The organism is Enterobacter sp. 940_PEND (assembly GCF_001059415.1).
Taxonomy (GTDB): Bacteria; Pseudomonadota; Gammaproteobacteria; order Enterobacterales; family Enterobacteriaceae; genus Enterobacter; species Enterobacter cloacae_M.
This window is the reverse complement of sequence record NZ_JUMS01000016.1, coordinates 15,185-28,934: the sequence shown is the minus strand read 5'-3', so window position 1 is coordinate 28,934 and position 13,750 is coordinate 15,185. Positions and strand designations below refer to the sequence as shown.

15 protein-coding genes and 1 riboswitch are annotated in these 13,750 nt (G+C 58.3%); of the genes, 9 read left to right on the top strand and 6 right to left on the bottom strand.

The genetic code is table 11. The annotated features are described in order from the left end of the window. Positions 1–230: 230 nt before the first annotated feature. On the top strand, positions 231–1,820 hold the full coding sequence (purH, locus tag ADJ24_RS03730) for a bifunctional phosphoribosylaminoimidazolecarboxamide formyltransferase/IMP cyclohydrolase (protein ID WP_023309983.1): 1,590 nt from the start codon (positions 231–233) through the stop codon (positions 1,818–1,820). Between the two features lie 15 nt (positions 1,821–1,835). Then, positions 1,836–3,128 carry a phosphoribosylamine--glycine ligase gene (purD, locus tag ADJ24_RS03725; protein ID WP_023309982.1) on the top strand — a complete coding sequence of 431 codons (1,293 nt, stop codon included), beginning with the start codon at positions 1,836–1,838 and terminating at the stop codon, positions 3,126–3,128. A gap of 47 nt (positions 3,129–3,175) precedes the next feature. Here purD and ADJ24_RS03720 read toward each other — a convergent pair whose 3' ends face one another. The 6 genes from ADJ24_RS03720 to nudC all read right to left on the bottom strand — a co-directional run bounded on the left by ADJ24_RS03720 (position 3,176) and on the right by nudC (position 7,528). Next, positions 3,176–3,868, bottom strand: a complete 693-nt coding sequence (locus ADJ24_RS03720) for a DUF1481 domain-containing protein (RefSeq protein ID WP_023309981.1) — start codon at positions 3,866–3,868, stop codon at positions 3,176–3,178. A gap of 11 nt (positions 3,869–3,879) precedes the next feature. After that, entirely contained in the window at positions 3,880–4,152 is a 273-nt protein-coding gene (gene hupA, locus ADJ24_RS03715; protein ID WP_002445246.1) for a nucleoid-associated protein HU-alpha, read from the bottom strand. A gap of 186 nt (positions 4,153–4,338) precedes the next feature. Continuing rightward, the gene (locus ADJ24_RS03710) at positions 4,339–4,929 is read right to left on the bottom strand and encodes a YjaG family protein (RefSeq protein ID WP_023309980.1); all 591 of its coding nucleotides are present in this window, start codon (positions 4,927–4,929) and stop codon (positions 4,339–4,341) included. A 41-nt stretch (positions 4,930–4,970) separates the two neighbouring features. Beyond that, a complete protein-coding gene (gene nfi / locus ADJ24_RS03705; protein WP_023309979.1) occupies positions 4,971–5,642 on the bottom strand; it encodes a deoxyribonuclease V in 672 nt (223 codons plus the stop codon). Positions 5,643–5,651: 9 nt separating this feature from the next. Beyond that, positions 5,652–6,716 (bottom strand): uroporphyrinogen decarboxylase, encoded by a 1,065-nt coding sequence (gene hemE / locus ADJ24_RS03700; protein WP_023309978.1) that lies wholly within the window; start codon positions 6,714–6,716, stop codon positions 5,652–5,654. A gap of 38 nt (positions 6,717–6,754) precedes the next feature. Then, entirely contained in the window at positions 6,755–7,528 is a 774-nt protein-coding gene (gene nudC, locus ADJ24_RS03695; protein ID WP_023309977.1) for an NAD(+) diphosphatase, read from the bottom strand. 95 nt (positions 7,529–7,623) lie between these two features. On the opposite strand from nudC, the gene ADJ24_RS03690 reads away from it, so the two are divergent. The 7 genes from ADJ24_RS03690 to thiH all read left to right on the top strand — a co-directional run bounded on the left by ADJ24_RS03690 (position 7,624) and on the right by thiH (position 13,724). Beyond that, positions 7,624–8,121: an Rsd/AlgQ family anti-sigma factor gene (locus ADJ24_RS03690; protein WP_023309976.1), complete on the top strand. Its 498-nt coding sequence runs from the start codon at positions 7,624–7,626 to the stop codon at positions 8,119–8,121. A gap of 54 nt (positions 8,122–8,175) precedes the next feature. Further along, positions 8,176–8,287: riboswitch (TPP riboswitch) on the top strand. Between the two features lie 78 nt (positions 8,288–8,365). Next, positions 8,366–10,261: a phosphomethylpyrimidine synthase ThiC gene (gene thiC / locus ADJ24_RS03685; RefSeq protein WP_023309975.1), complete on the top strand. Its 1,896-nt coding sequence runs from the start codon at positions 8,366–8,368 to the stop codon at positions 10,259–10,261. After that, positions 10,261–10,902, top strand: a complete 642-nt coding sequence (thiE, locus tag ADJ24_RS03680) for a thiamine phosphate synthase (RefSeq protein ID WP_023309974.1) — start codon at positions 10,261–10,263, stop codon at positions 10,900–10,902. The genes thiC and thiE overlap by 1 nt, the downstream gene beginning before the upstream one ends. After that, positions 10,889–11,644: a HesA/MoeB/ThiF family protein gene (locus ADJ24_RS03675; RefSeq protein WP_023309973.1), complete on the top strand. Its 756-nt coding sequence runs from the start codon at positions 10,889–10,891 to the stop codon at positions 11,642–11,644. Before thiE ends, ADJ24_RS03675 begins: the two co-directional genes overlap by 14 nt. Continuing rightward, positions 11,628–11,828, top strand: a complete 201-nt coding sequence (gene thiS, locus ADJ24_RS03670) for a sulfur carrier protein ThiS (RefSeq protein ID WP_023309972.1) — start codon at positions 11,628–11,630, stop codon at positions 11,826–11,828. The genes ADJ24_RS03675 and thiS overlap by 17 nt, the downstream gene beginning before the upstream one ends. Position 11,829: 1 nt before the next feature. Beyond that, entirely contained in the window at positions 11,830–12,600 is a 771-nt protein-coding gene (gene thiG / locus ADJ24_RS03665; RefSeq protein ID WP_023309971.1) for a thiazole synthase, read from the top strand. Next, on the top strand, positions 12,597–13,724 hold the full coding sequence (gene thiH, locus ADJ24_RS03660) for a 2-iminoacetate synthase ThiH (protein ID WP_023309970.1): 1,128 nt from the start codon (positions 12,597–12,599) through the stop codon (positions 13,722–13,724). Before thiG ends, thiH begins: the two co-directional genes overlap by 4 nt. The last annotated feature ends 26 nt before the right edge of the window (positions 13,725–13,750 follow it).

The window sequence follows — 13,750 nt, the reverse complement described above, 5'->3', positions numbered from 1 at the left end:
CAGAAAAATGACTGACTGCTGCATTCCACAGCAAAACCCCGCCTTATACCTTTTTACACACAGACTTATCCACAATGATACGAAAAAGTGAAAATGTGCGAGCGTTGCGCAAACGTTTTCGTTAAAATGCTCGCGCTTAATAAGGATGCCCCGTCAGGTGTGTTAGATGAGTTTTTCGCAGGAAAATTCATCTAACGCTCTCTGTAATCGTGAAATCCAGGGGATTTACCATGCAACAACGTCGTCCAGTCCGCCGCGCTCTGCTCAGTGTTTCTGATAAAGCCGGTATCGTCGAATTCGCTCAGGCACTTTCCGCACGCGGTGTGGAGCTGCTTTCTACAGGCGGTACCGCTCGCCTGTTAGCAGATAAAGGTCTGCCGGTAACCGAAGTGTCCGATTACACCGGTTTCCCGGAAATGATGGATGGACGCGTCAAAACCCTGCATCCGAAAGTGCACGGCGGTATTCTTGGCCGTCGCGGTCAGGACGACGCCATTATGGAACAGCATGACATCGCGCCAATCGACATGGTTGTCGTTAACCTCTACCCGTTTGCCCAGACCGTAGCCCGCGAAAACTGTTCTCTGGAAGATGCCGTAGAGAATATTGATATCGGCGGCCCAACCATGGTGCGCTCCGCGGCCAAGAACCATAAAGATGTGGCCATCGTCGTAAAGAGCAGCGATTACGAAACCATTATTAATGAGATGGATGCCAACGAAGGGTCACTGACTCTGGAAACGCGTTTCGACCTCGCCATCAAAGCCTTCGAGCACACCGCGGCGTACGACAGCATGATCGCCAACTACTTCGGTAGCCTGGTGCCTGCTTACCACAGTGAAAGCAAAGATCCTTCTGGCCGTTTCCCGCGCACCCTGAACCTGAACTTCATTAAGAAGCAGGATATGCGTTACGGCGAGAACAGCCACCAGCAGGCAGCCTTCTATATAGAAGAAGAGGTAAAAGAAGCCTCTGTTGCGACCGCTCAGCAGGTTCAGGGCAAAGCGCTCTCCTATAACAACATTGCTGACACCGACGCCGCGCTGGAATGCGTGAAAGAGTTCAGCGAGCCGGCCTGCGTTATCGTCAAGCATGCGAACCCATGCGGTGTTGCGGTAAGCACCTCTATTCTGGACGCCTACGATCGCGCCTACAAAACCGACCCGACCTCCGCGTTCGGCGGCATTATCGCCTTCAACCGAGAGCTGGATGCTGAAACCGCGCAGGCCATCATCTCCCGCCAGTTCGTTGAAGTGATCATCGCGCCATCGGCATCCGAAGAGGCGCTGAAAATCACCGCGGCGAAACAGAACGTACGCGTGCTGGTTTGCGGCCAGTGGGCAGAACGCGTGCCGGGCCTGGACTTCAAGCGTGTGAACGGCGGCCTGCTGGTTCAGGACCGCGATCTGGGTATGGTGACAGAAGCCGACCTGCGCGTGGTAACCAAACGTCAACCGACCGAACAGGAACTGCGTGACGCGCTGTTCTGCTGGAAGGTCGCGAAGTTCGTCAAATCCAACGCCATCGTCTACGCCAAAGAAAACATGACTATCGGGATAGGCGCAGGCCAGATGAGCCGCGTTTACTCCGCGAAAATCGCGGGCATTAAAGCAGGTGATGAAGGTCTGGAAGTAAAAGGCTCCGCCATGGCTTCTGACGCCTTCTTCCCGTTCCGTGACGGTATCGACGCGGCGGCTGCAGTGGGCATCACCTGTGTGATCCAGCCTGGCGGCTCAATTCGCGACGACGAAGTGATTGCCGCTGCCGACGAACATGGAATTGCAATGATCTTCACCGACATGCGCCACTTCCGCCATTAATTCCCGGAGCAGAAAATGAAAGTATTAGTTATTGGTAACGGCGGACGCGAGCACGCTCTGGCGTGGAAAGCGGCGCAGTCTCCGCTGGTGAAAACAGTCTTCGTAGCACCGGGTAACGCCGGAACCGCGCTGGAACCCGCGCTGCAAAACGTGGCTATTGGCGTAACCGATATCCCGGCGCTGCTGAGCTTTGCCCAGAGCGAGAAAATCGATCTGACCATCGTCGGCCCGGAAGCGCCGCTGGTGATTGGCGTGGTGGATGCGTTCCGCGCGGCGGGCCTGACAATCTTCGGGCCAACGGAAGGCGCCGCGCAGCTGGAAGGCTCCAAAGCCTTCACCAAAGATTTCCTCGCGCGTCACAACATCCCGACGGCGGAATATCAGAACTTCACCGAAGTGGAGCCAGCCCTGGCCTACCTGCGTGAAAAAGGCGCGCCGATTGTCATCAAGGCCGACGGTCTGGCTGCTGGTAAAGGCGTTATCGTCGCGATGACCCTCGAGGAAGCAGAAGCCGCGGTTCAGGATATGCTGGCGGGCAACGCCTTTGGCGATGCGGGCCACCGCATCGTGATCGAAGAGTTCCTCGACGGTGAAGAAGCGAGCTTTATCGTGATGGTCGACGGCGAGCACGTTCTGCCGATGGCCACTAGCCAGGATCACAAGCGTGTGGGTAATGGCGATACCGGCCCGAATACTGGCGGAATGGGCGCTTACTCCCCTGCTCCGGTAGTGACTGACGAAGTCCACCAGCGCACCATGGATCGCATCATTTGGCCAACCGTGAAAGGGATGGCGGCGGAAGGCAACACCTACACCGGTTTCCTCTATGCGGGTCTGATGATCGACAAGCAGGGTAACCCTAAGGTCATCGAATTCAACTGCCGCTTTGGCGATCCGGAAACGCAGCCCATCATGCTGCGCATGAAATCCGATCTGGTGGAACTGTGTCTGGCAGCCTGCGAAGGCAAGCTCGACGAGAAAACCTCAGAGTGGGACGAGCGTGCGTCTCTGGGCGTGGTGATTGCTGCAGGTGGTTATCCGGGCAACTACAACACCGGGGATGAAATCCACGGCCTGCCGCTGGAAGAGATTGAAGGTGCGAAGGTGTTCCATGCGGGTACGAAGCTGGCTGACGACGATCGCGTCCTCACCAACGGCGGACGCGTGCTGTGTGCAACCGCGCTGGGCCATACTGTGGCAGAAGCGCAGAAACGCGCCTACGCGCTGATGGCGGATATTCACTGGAACGGCAGCTTTAGCCGTCAGGATATCGGTTATCGCGCGATTGCGCGTGAGCAGGGAGAGTAATTTCCCGCTCACCCTAACCCTCTCCTTCAAGGGAGAGGGGATTTAAATCAAAAACTTTTTTCCGTCGGCTGCCAGGTGCAGAAGTCTTCGTTCGCCACCAGCAGCAGCTGAGAGCCTTCCGGCGCTTCCAGCCACGCCACACTCACCTCCATTGATGAATGACGCTGACGACGTTGTATGTGTTCGGTTGCCCAGGATTCGAGCTCAGGCTTGACCGTCTGTCCTTCGCAGGTTGTCACCGTCCCATCGGCATGCCAGCGCCCCTGGCGCAGCACAACGCGTCCCAGACGAAGCGCATCGCTGGTCTGGCGGATTTGTTCGGCACGATAACGGTAGAGGGCGATTTGATCGCTGGAAAGCTGCTGTTTTTGACCGCTGACTTCGCGCTGCATAAAGCTCAGCTCGCCATGGTCGTCAAAACGCACTTTCACGTGTTCGGGGGTCTTGCTGTAGACGTTCAGTTCAATCAGCGACAGGTCATCTCCCTGCCAGCGATATTCCGCAGTCGACGTATTGCCGTTATGCCACGGGCTGAAGGCAGAAAGCAGATGCACTTCGCCGCCGGAATCTTTGCGCCAGATCCTGACCGCACCCTGGTTGTCCGCGTAACCGCTGGCGGTAAACGGCGGCAGAGAGGTGTCGTGGCTGCAGGCTGACAACAGCAGCATGCCTGCCAGCGCGAGCGTTCCACGCCAGAAAGACAAAAGGGGCGTTACCGCCCCTTCGCTAAAACTGTTCACTGCCACGCGTCTTACTTAACAGCGTCTTTCAGTGCTTTACCAGAAACAAATGCCGGCACGTTAGCGGCGGCGATTTTGATTTCTTTACCGGTCTGCGGGTTGCGGCCAGTACGCTCAGCGCGGTGGTTCACTTTGAAGGTACCGAAACCAACCAGTTGCACAGCATCGCCTTCTTTCAGAGACTCAGTAATAGCAGCCAGGGTAGATTCCAGAGCAGCTTTAGCCTGCACTTTAGACAGATCAGCCTTGTCCGCAATTACATCAATCAGTTGAGTCTTGTTCATAAGTTATCCTTTCAATGTGTTTATCGCTTGCTAAGCATCGAGTGCGACGAAAATGCCAAAAAAGCACTCTCCTGCATACACGCACCGATAGCCACTTTTTTTCGCCCCCCAAATGTAGACCAGACAAGGGGCGAAAGGGAAGAGTCGAGGAGCGACAAAACGGGCGTTATCTCAAGTTTTATTGTCTCATTGGTTAAAAATTATACCAATATTGCTCTCACCAGCCTCTCGTAAGTCCGCGCGCAGCCCTTTTATCAGCTCAATATCGCGTTCTTCACACTCTGCCAGCAGGCGGAAAATTTCCCACTGAATGTCCCATTCTTGCTCAACCGCCGGGTTTGCACGCAGCTCTTCGTCGGTCATCTCGCGGCCTTCCTGGGTCATTTCCAGCATCGCGACGGTCGTAATAGATGCCTTACTGACTTCAATTGCGTGCTCCAGCGTTTCACCGCTCAGACGGGAGTGGAGCAGTTCGCTTAACGCCACGCAGGCGTCAATCGCCGGGTAGACACCGTACAGGTCAAAATCATCCGCAGCCGGAATCGCCTCTTCCAGCTTCTCCAGCTGGGAGTCGAAGTTCACCTTCGCGTCTTTCACCGTCAGCGTTTCCCAGATCAGATCCAGAATGCGGCGGTAGATATGGCCATCACCAAAGCCCGTCTCCTTACAGAACGCGGCATAGTTGGGATACATGCGCTCGCACAGGCAAGCCATAAACGTCACGTGCTGCCAGCTTTCAAGTTTCTCAAGGCGCAGGTGAATCGGGTTTTGTAGCATGATGATCTCTCGAATCGAAAATTAGGCGCAGTTTACCTGAATCATCGCTGAATTTCCTGCCAACGAACAAAAGCCGGACGCGAAGAGGCCACGGCGTCTGCCCAGCGCGTCGGCTCCGGCAAGCGGTAGCCCTTCATGCAGCGCTGCACCCACGCCAGGGCGCTGTCCATGCTCACCCGGTGCCCGGTGGCGATAAAGAGCGGGTTACAGCGCGCCTTGCTGCGCCAGACCCACGCTAGCTGCTCGCCTTTATGGATAAGCGGCGCCAGCGCGCCCGGTTCGGCAGAAAGAGGTTCAAACGCGCCGCACAGGCGTTTCTTGGCGACGCCAATGGTCGGCACATCCACCAGCAGACCAAAATGGCTGGCAACGCCTAAACGGCGCGGGTGTGAGATACCGTGTCCATCGACAAACAGCAGGTCAGGTTTTTGCGAGAGTTGCTCCCACGCTGCCAGCAGCGCGGGATATTCGCGGAAGGAGAGAAAGCCCGGAATGTACGGCATGGTGGTCGCGATACGCGCAACCTTGTACTCCACCAGCTCAAGCGAAGGGTATTTCAGTACCACCATCGCCGCTCGCGTCACTTCCCCACCCTGCTCGAATCCGACGTCTGCTCCGCCAATGTACTGCGGAGGATCTTTATCCAGACGATCCTCGCGGATCACCGATGAGGCCAGTTCGATTTGTTGAGCGCGTAGCGACGCGAGATCCATAATCACTCCTTACTGGTGATACTGGGCAGAAAGCCGATGCACCGCCTCCACAAATACGCCTGCGTGTTCTGGCGGCACATCCTGATGAATGCCGTGGCCGAGGTTAAAGACGTGGCCTTCCCCCTGGCCGAAACCAGACAGTATAGTCGACACTTCTTCTTCAATGCGGGCTGGCGGCGCATAGAGCATGGACGGGTCCATATTGCCCTGCAGCGCCACTTTGTCGCCCACGCGACGGCGCGCATCGGCGATATCGGTGGTCCAGTCAAGGCCCAGCGCGTCGCAGCCGGTTGCCGCCATCGCTTCCAGCCACTGACCGCCACCTTTGGTGAACAGCGTCACCGGCACGCGGTGGCCTTCGTTTTCACGCAGCAGGCCATCAACGATTTTGTGCATGTAGTACAGGGAGAACTGCTGATAATCGCGCCCTGTCAGCACGCCGCCCCAGGTATCGAAAATCATCACCGACTGCGCACCGGCCTTAATCTGCGCGTTCAGATAGAGGGTGACGCTCTTCGCCAGCTTGTCGAGCAGCGCATGCAGGGCCAGCGGCTCGGCGTACATCATCTTTTTAATCATGGTAAAGGCTTTGCTGCTGCCCCCTTCCACCATATAGGTCGCCAGGGTCCACGGGCTGCCGGAGAAGCCAATCAGCGGCACTTCACCTTTCAGCTCGCGGCGAATGGTGCGCACGGCGTTCATCACGTAGCCCAGCTCGCCTTCCGGATCGGGGATCGGCAGCTTATCCACGTCGGCTTTGCTTTTGATTGGGGAGGTGAAACGCGGGCCTTCGCCGGTTTCGAAGTACAGGCCAAGGCCCATTGCATCCGGAATGGTCAGAATATCCGAGAAGAGGATCGCGGCATCCAGCGGGAAGCGGCGCAGCGGCTGGAGCGTCACTTCACAGGCCAGCTCGGCGTTTTTGCACAGCGACATAAAATCGCCCGCCTGCGCGCGCGTGGCTTTGTACTCCGGGAGATAGCGTCCCGCCTGGCGCATCATCCACACCGGGGTGACATCAACGGGCTGGCGCAGCAGCGCACGCAGATAACGATCGTTCTTCAGTTCGGTCATTTTTGCAGTTCCTTAAGCGTCATGGCCTCAGTGTAACACTACTCATACTCGGCCCGACACATCGCCACGGTATCTTCTATCAGGCGACGCGCCACGGTGCCCGGCGGAGGCAACAGCGGTAGATCGTCGTAGCGATACCAGTTCGCGTCCAGAAGCTCTTTCTGGTCGATAACGATCTCGCCGCTGTCGTATTCGGCCATAAATGCCGTCATCAGCGACTGCGGGAACGGCCACGGCTGGGAGGTGACGTAGCGCAGGTTCTTCACTTTGATCCCACTCTCCTCCATCACCTCGCGCGCCACCGCCTGCTCCAGCGTTTCGCCCACCTCGACGAAGCCGGCCAGCACGGTGTGAATGCCGTTGCGATGGCGGGTATGCTGCGCCAGCAGGATGGAATCCTCCCGGCGGATAGCGACGATAATGCACGGCGCAATCTGCGGATAGTAGCGTTCGCGGCAGTGGCTACAGAGCATCGCCCACTCGGTTTTGCTCGGGCGCATGGTATGACCGCAGTAGCCGCAGTATTTATGCGAGCGGTAAAACTCGGCCAGCTGCACGCCGCGCCCCGCCAGCTGGAACAGCCCCACGTCCAGATCCAGCACCTGGCGCACCGATCCCATATCCTGGCGGCGGGGCTGTTGGATCAACCACACGGGCTCACCCTGCCACTCGCCGATCTGTAGCGCTGGCTGTCCAACGAGATCGAACGCCTCAGCTGCACCGTAGGGGATTTGCCCGGCAGGAAGCCATAATTTTTGTTCGTGACTGACGATCCACCAACCAAGATCTGATTTTTCAATAATACGATCCATATCTATTGCACTACCTTCGCTTCACTGACATGTTGTTAGCATTGTGGTTACATTCTGGATAAGCAGATTCAATCCTACATTTTGCGGAGTCGACCATGTTAAACCAGCTGCAAAGCCTGACTGAGCGCGTTAGAGGAAATAACAAACTGGTGGATCGCTGGCTACATGTACGCAAGCATCTACTCGTGGCTTATTACAATCTGGTCGGTATTAAGCCTGGCAAAGAATCGTTTATGCGACTGAATGAAAAAGCGCTGGATGATTTTTGTCAGGGCCTGGTCGATTATCTGTCCGACGGCCATTTCAATATTTATGAACGCATTATCCGCGAAATGGAAGGGACAACGCCGTATTTAGCGGCCAGCAAGCTCTATCCGCTTCTGGAAGCCAACACCCAGCAGATCATGGATTACTATGATTCCGCGCTCGAGAACGCTATCGACCACGATAACTATCTTGAGTTTCAGCAGGCGCTATCCGACCTCGGCGAAGCGCTGGAAGAGCGATTCACGCTGGAAGATAAGCTGATCGCCCTCGTGCTGGATAATGATTTGAACATCAGTAACGAAGAGAACGTCGCGCGCCCTGCTTGAGTTCTTCATCGTTAACGAGTAATTTACAACCATTCGCCCCTCTCACGAGGGGGATTTTTCTTGTCGGAGTGCCCAGCGCCTGAAAGCGCGGGCTGAGACCGTTAATTCGGGATCCGCGGAACCTGATCAGGCTAATACCTGCGAAGGGAACAAGAGTCACACTGCTGTTGTATCGCCTGAGGGCGATCCTCTCTTGCTTCATCCGTCGTCTGACAAGCCATGTCCTTCACTTTTGGAATGAGCTATGTCTACTGCAAAACTGACCCGCCGCGAACAGCGCGCACAGGCCCAACACTTCATCGACACGCTGGAAGGCACCGCTTTCCCGAACTCGAAACGCATCTACATTTCCGGCTCGCAGGCCGATATCCGCGTCCCAATGCGCGAAATTCAGCTCAGCCCGACGCTTATCGGCGGCAGCAAAGATAACCCGCAGTACGAAGACAACGAAGCCGTGCCGGTGTATGACACCTCCGGCCCGTACGGCGATCCTGATGTTGCCATCAACGTCCAGCAGGGTCTGGCAAAGCTGCGCCAGCCGTGGATTGACGCGCGTAACGACTGCGAAGAGCTGAGCGTCCTGAGTTCTGCATACACTAAAGAGCGCCTGGCCGACGACGGTCTGGACGAGCTGCGCTTTACCGGCCTGCTGACGCCAAAACGCGCTAAGGCGGGCAAATGCGTGACCCAGTTGCACTACGCGCGCCGGGGCATCGTCACGCCGGAGATGGAGTTCATCGCCATCCGCGAAAACATGGGTCGCGAGCGCATCCGTAGCGAAGTGCTGCGCTATCAGCATCCGGGTGAAGGCTTTGGCGCTCGCCTGCCGGAAAACATCACGCCGGAGTTTGTGCGTGACGAAGTGGCCGCCGGGCGCGCAATTATCCCTGCCAACATCAACCACCCGGAATCCGAGCCGATGATTATCGGCCGCAACTTCCTGGTGAAGGTCAACGCGAACATCGGTAACTCGGCCGTCACCTCCTCCATCGAAGAAGAGGTGGAAAAGCTGGTCTGGTCCACGCGCTGGGGTGCGGACACGGTAATGGACCTCTCCACTGGACGCTATATTCACGAAACCCGCGAATGGATCCTGCGTAACAGCCCGGTACCAATTGGCACCGTCCCGATTTATCAGGCGCTGGAAAAGGTCAACGGCATTGCCGAAGACCTCACCTGGGAAGCGTTCCGCGACACGCTGCTGGAGCAGGCCGAGCAGGGCGTGGACTACTTCACCATTCACGCGGGCGTGCTGCTGCGCTACGTGCCGATGACCGCGAAGCGTCTGACCGGCATCGTCTCGCGCGGCGGTTCCATCATGGCGAAGTGGTGCCTGTCACATCATCAGGAAAACTTCCTCTACGAGCACTTCCGCGAAATTTGCGAAATCTGCGCCGCGTACGATGTCTCTCTGTCGCTGGGCGATGGCCTGCGTCCGGGCTCTATTCGCGACGCGAACGACGAAGCGCAGTTTGCCGAGCTGCACACGCTGGGCGAGCTGACCAAAATCGCCTGGGAGTATGACGTGCAGGTGATGATTGAAGGCCCGGGCCACGTGCCGATGCAGATGATCCGCCGCAACATGACCGAGGAGCTGGAGCACTGCCACGAAGCGCCGTTCTACACCCTGGGGCCGTTGACCACCGATATTGCGCCGGGCTATGACCACTTCACGTCAGGCATTGGGGCGGCGATGATCGGCTGGTTCGGCTGCGCCATGCTCTGCTACGTGACGCCGAAAGAGCACCTTGGCCTGCCAAACAAAGAGGATGTGAAGCAGGGGCTGATCACCTACAAAATTGCCGCCCACGCGGCTGATCTGGCCAAAGGCCACCCGGGCGCGCAAATCCGCGATAACGCCATGTCGAAGGCACGCTTTGAATTCCGCTGGGAAGACCAGTTCAACCTGGCGCTGGACCCGTTCACCGCCCGCGCCTATCACGACGAGACCCTGCCGCAGGAGTCAGGCAAAGTCGCGCACTTCTGCTCTATGTGCGGGCCAAAATTCTGCTCGATGAAAATCAGCCAGGAGGTGCGCGACTACGCCGCCGCGCAGACCATTGAAGTGGGTATGGCGGACATGTCTGAGACCTTCCGCGCCAAAGGCGGCGAAATCTACCTCAAAAAAGAGGAGGCGTAATGTATAAGCCCGATTTCCCGCCCGTCCCCTACCGTTTAGGGCTCTATCCGGTGTTGGACAGCGTGGAGTGGATAGAGCGCCTGCTGGAGACAGGCGTTCGAACGATCCAGCTGCGCATCAAGGATAAACGCGACGACGAGGTAGAAGCCGATGTGGTTGCCGCCATCGCGCTGGGGCGTCGGCATAACGCCCGTCTGTTTATCAACGACTACTGGCGGCTGGCCGTTAAGCACCAGGCGTACGGCGTGCATCTGGGTCAGGAGGATCTGGAAACAACGGATCTGAGCGCTATCCGCGAAGCCGGGCTGCGTCTTGGCGTTTCAACACACGATGACATGGAGATCGACGTGGCGCTGGCGGCCCGTCCTTCTTACATCGCGCTGGGTCACGTCTTCCCGACGCAAACCAAGCAGATGCCCTCCGCACCGCAGGGGCTGACGCAGCTGGCGAGTCACGTTAAACGCCTTGCCGATTACCCCACCGTCGCCATCGGTGGAATCAGTCTTGAACGCGCCCCGGCGGTGCTGGAGACCGGCGTCGGCAGTATCGCCGTCGTCAGCGCCATCACCCAGGCCGCAGACTGGCGTCTCGCCACCGAACAGCTGTTACAGCTGGCAGGAGCGGGTGATGAACGATCGTGATTTTATGCGCTACAGCCGTCAGATCCTGCTGGAAGATATCGCCATCGACGGGCAGCAAAAGCTGCTCGCCAGCCGGGTGCTAATTGTCGGTCTGGGCGGGTTAGGCGCGCCCGCCGCGCTTTATCTGGCAGGCGCAGGTATCGGTACGCTGGTGCTGGCCGACGACGACGAGGTTCACCTCAGCAACCTGCAGCGACAAATCCTCTTTACCACCGAGGATATCAACCAGCCGAAAGCGCAAATTACCCGGCAGCGCCTGAACCAGCTCAACCCGGATATTGAGCTGATTGCCCTGCAGGACCGGCTCAGCGGTGACAATCTGCGCCGTGAGGTTGCCCTGGCCGACGTGGTGCTGGACTGCACGGACAACATGGCGACGCGCCAGGCGATTAACGCCGCCTGCGTGGCAAATAATACGCCGCTTATCACGGCCAGCGCGGTGGGTTTTGGCGGGCAGATGATGGTCCTGACCCCGCCGTGGTCGCAGGGCTGCTATCGCTGCCTGTGGCCGGATGATGCAGAGCCAGCGCGCAACTGCCGTACGGCGGGCATTCTTGGTCCTGTGGTCGGCGTAATGGGCACAATGCAGGCGCTGGAGGCCATCAAGCTGCTCAGCGGCATGGAGACGGAACGCAATACGCTGCGGCTGTTCGATGCCCGCTCCAGCGGCTGGCGCCATCTGGCATTACACCGCGCCAGCCGCTGCCCGGTATGCGGAGGCCGCGATGCGCATTCTGTTTAACGATGAGCCGATGAGATGCGACGACGGTCTCACCGTTGCGGTACTGCTCGACAAGCTGCGCCAGCTCAAGCCGGGAACGGCGCTGGCGCTCAATCAACAGATCCTGCCGCGCGAGCAGTGGGAACATCAGCAGGTCAATGACGGCGACCAGATCCTGCTGTTTCAGGTTATCGCAGGGGGCTGAGATGTTACGTATTGCCGATAAAGTCTTTGATTCACATCTGTTTACCGGAACCGGAAAATTCGCCTCGCCGCAGCTGATGGTGGATGCCATTCGCGAAAGCGGCAGCCAGCTGGTGACGCTGGCGCTCAAGCGCGTGGATCTGCGTCATCACAGCGACGCCATTCTGGCGCCTTTACTGGAGGCTGGCGTCACGCTGCTGCCCAACACCTCCGGTGCCAAAACAGCCGAAGAGGCGATTTTTGCCGCGCAGCTGGCCCGCGAGGCGCTCGGCACCCGCTGGCTGAAGCTGGAAATTCATCCTGACGCCCGCTGGCTGCTGCCCGACCCCATCGAAACGCTGAAAGCGGCTGAAAAGCTGGTGCAGCAAGGGTTTACCGTCCTGCCTTACTGCGGCGCCGACCCTGTCCTGTGCAAACGGCTGGAAGAGGTCGGCTGCGCCGGCGTCATGCCGCTGGGCGCCCCCATTGGCTCCAACCAGGGGCTGGAAACCCGCGCGATGCTGGAAATCATTATTGAGCAGGCTACCGTACCGGTGGTGGTTGATGCGGGCATTGGCGTGCCCAGCCATGCCGCGCAGGCGCTGGAGATGGGCGCCGACGCGGTACTGGTCAATACGGCCATCGCGGTTGCCGACGATCCGGTCATGATGGCGCGTGCGTTCCGCATGGCCGTAGAGGCTGGTCTGCTGGCAAGGGAGTCCGGTCCCGGCTCGCGCAGTTTCCAGGCCCAGGCCACCAGCCCGCTGACCGGTTTTCTGGAGGCGATCTCATGAGCACGTTTACCGAGCGCTGGCACCAGCTTAACTGGGACGACATTGCCCTTCGCATCAACAGCAAAACGGCGGCTGACGTGGAGCGCGCGCTGAATGCCCGCCATCTGACCCGCGAGGATCTGATGGCTCTGCTCTCCCCGGCGGCCAGCGCGTACCTCGAACCGATGGCCCAGCGAGCACAGCGGCTCACCCGCCAGCGTTTTGGCAACACGGTGAGCTTCTACGTGCCGCTCTATCTCTCAAACCTGTGCGCCAATGACTGCACCTACTGCGGTTTTTCCATGAGCAACCGCATCAAGCGTAAAACGCTCGATGAAGATGAGATTGCCCGTGAGTGTGCGGCCATTCGTGAAATGGGTTTTGAACATCTTCTGCTGGTCACGGGCGAACATCAGGGAAAGGTGGGAATGGACTATTTCCGTCAGCACCTTCCCGCCATTCGCCGTCAGTTTGCATCGCTGCAGATGGAAGTACAGCCTCTCGCGCAGGAGGAGTACGCGGAGCTCAAAACCCTCGGGCTGGACGGGGTCATGGTCTATCAGGAAACCTACCACGAGGCGACGTACGCCCGGCACCACCTGAAGGGCAAGAAACAGGATTTCTTTTTCCGGCTGGAAACGCCGGACAGGCTGGGTCGTGCGGGGATCGACAAAATCGGTCTGGGTGCGCTGATCGGGCTCTCTGACAGCTGGCGGGTGGATTGTTACATGGTGGCGGAACATTTGCTGTGGCTTCAGCAGCACTACTGGCAGAGCCGTTACTCCATCTCCTTCCCGCGCCTGAGACCCTGCACGGGCGGGATTGAACCGGCTTCGCTGATGGATGAACGCCAGCTGGTGCAGACCATCTGTGCGTTTCGCCTGCTCGCCCCGGAAGTTGAATTATCGCTCTCAACGCGTGAATCCCCGGCGTTTCGCGATCGCGTTATACCGCTTGCGATTAACAACGTCAGCGCGTTTTCCAAAACGCAGCCTGGCGGCTACGCCGACGATCGTCCGGAGCTGGAGCAGTTTGTGCCGCATGACGGGCGACGTCCTGAAGCGGTCGCCGCAGCCCTGACGGCCCAAGGTCTTCAGCCTGTCTGGAAAGACTGGGACAGCTGGCTGGGAAGAGTCTCGCAATGACGCTGAAACGTACTGCAACGCCATAA

Coding starts and splice junctions, on each gene's coding strand:
- purH (WP_023309983.1), top strand. CDS start 231: ATGCAACAACGTCGTCCAGTCCGCCGCGCTCTGCTCAGTGTTTCTGAT.
- purD (WP_023309982.1), top strand. CDS start 1,836: ATGAAAGTATTAGTTATTGGTAACGGCGGACGCGAGCACGCTCTGGCG.
- hupA (WP_002445246.1), bottom strand. CDS start 4,152: ATGAACAAGACTCAACTGATTGATGTAATTGCGGACAAGGCTGATCTG.
- ADJ24_RS03710 (WP_023309980.1), bottom strand. CDS start 4,929: ATGCTACAAAACCCGATTCACCTGCGCCTTGAGAAACTTGAAAGCTGG.
- nfi (WP_023309979.1), bottom strand. CDS start 5,642: ATGGATCTCGCGTCGCTACGCGCTCAACAAATCGAACTGGCCTCATCG.
- hemE (WP_023309978.1), bottom strand. CDS start 6,716: ATGACCGAACTGAAGAACGATCGTTATCTGCGTGCGCTGCTGCGCCAG.
- nudC (WP_023309977.1), bottom strand. CDS start 7,528: ATGGATCGTATTATTGAAAAATCAGATCTTGGTTGGTGGATCGTCAGT.
- ADJ24_RS03690 (WP_023309976.1), top strand. CDS start 7,624: ATGTTAAACCAGCTGCAAAGCCTGACTGAGCGCGTTAGAGGAAATAAC.
- thiC (WP_023309975.1), top strand. CDS start 8,366: ATGTCTACTGCAAAACTGACCCGCCGCGAACAGCGCGCACAGGCCCAA.
- thiE (WP_023309974.1), top strand. CDS start 10,261: ATGTATAAGCCCGATTTCCCGCCCGTCCCCTACCGTTTAGGGCTCTAT.
- ADJ24_RS03675 (WP_023309973.1), top strand. CDS start 10,889: ATGAACGATCGTGATTTTATGCGCTACAGCCGTCAGATCCTGCTGGAA.
- thiS (WP_023309972.1), top strand. CDS start 11,628: ATGCGCATTCTGTTTAACGATGAGCCGATGAGATGCGACGACGGTCTC.
- thiG (WP_023309971.1), top strand. CDS start 11,830: ATGTTACGTATTGCCGATAAAGTCTTTGATTCACATCTGTTTACCGGA.
- thiH (WP_023309970.1), top strand. CDS start 12,597: ATGAGCACGTTTACCGAGCGCTGGCACCAGCTTAACTGGGACGACATT.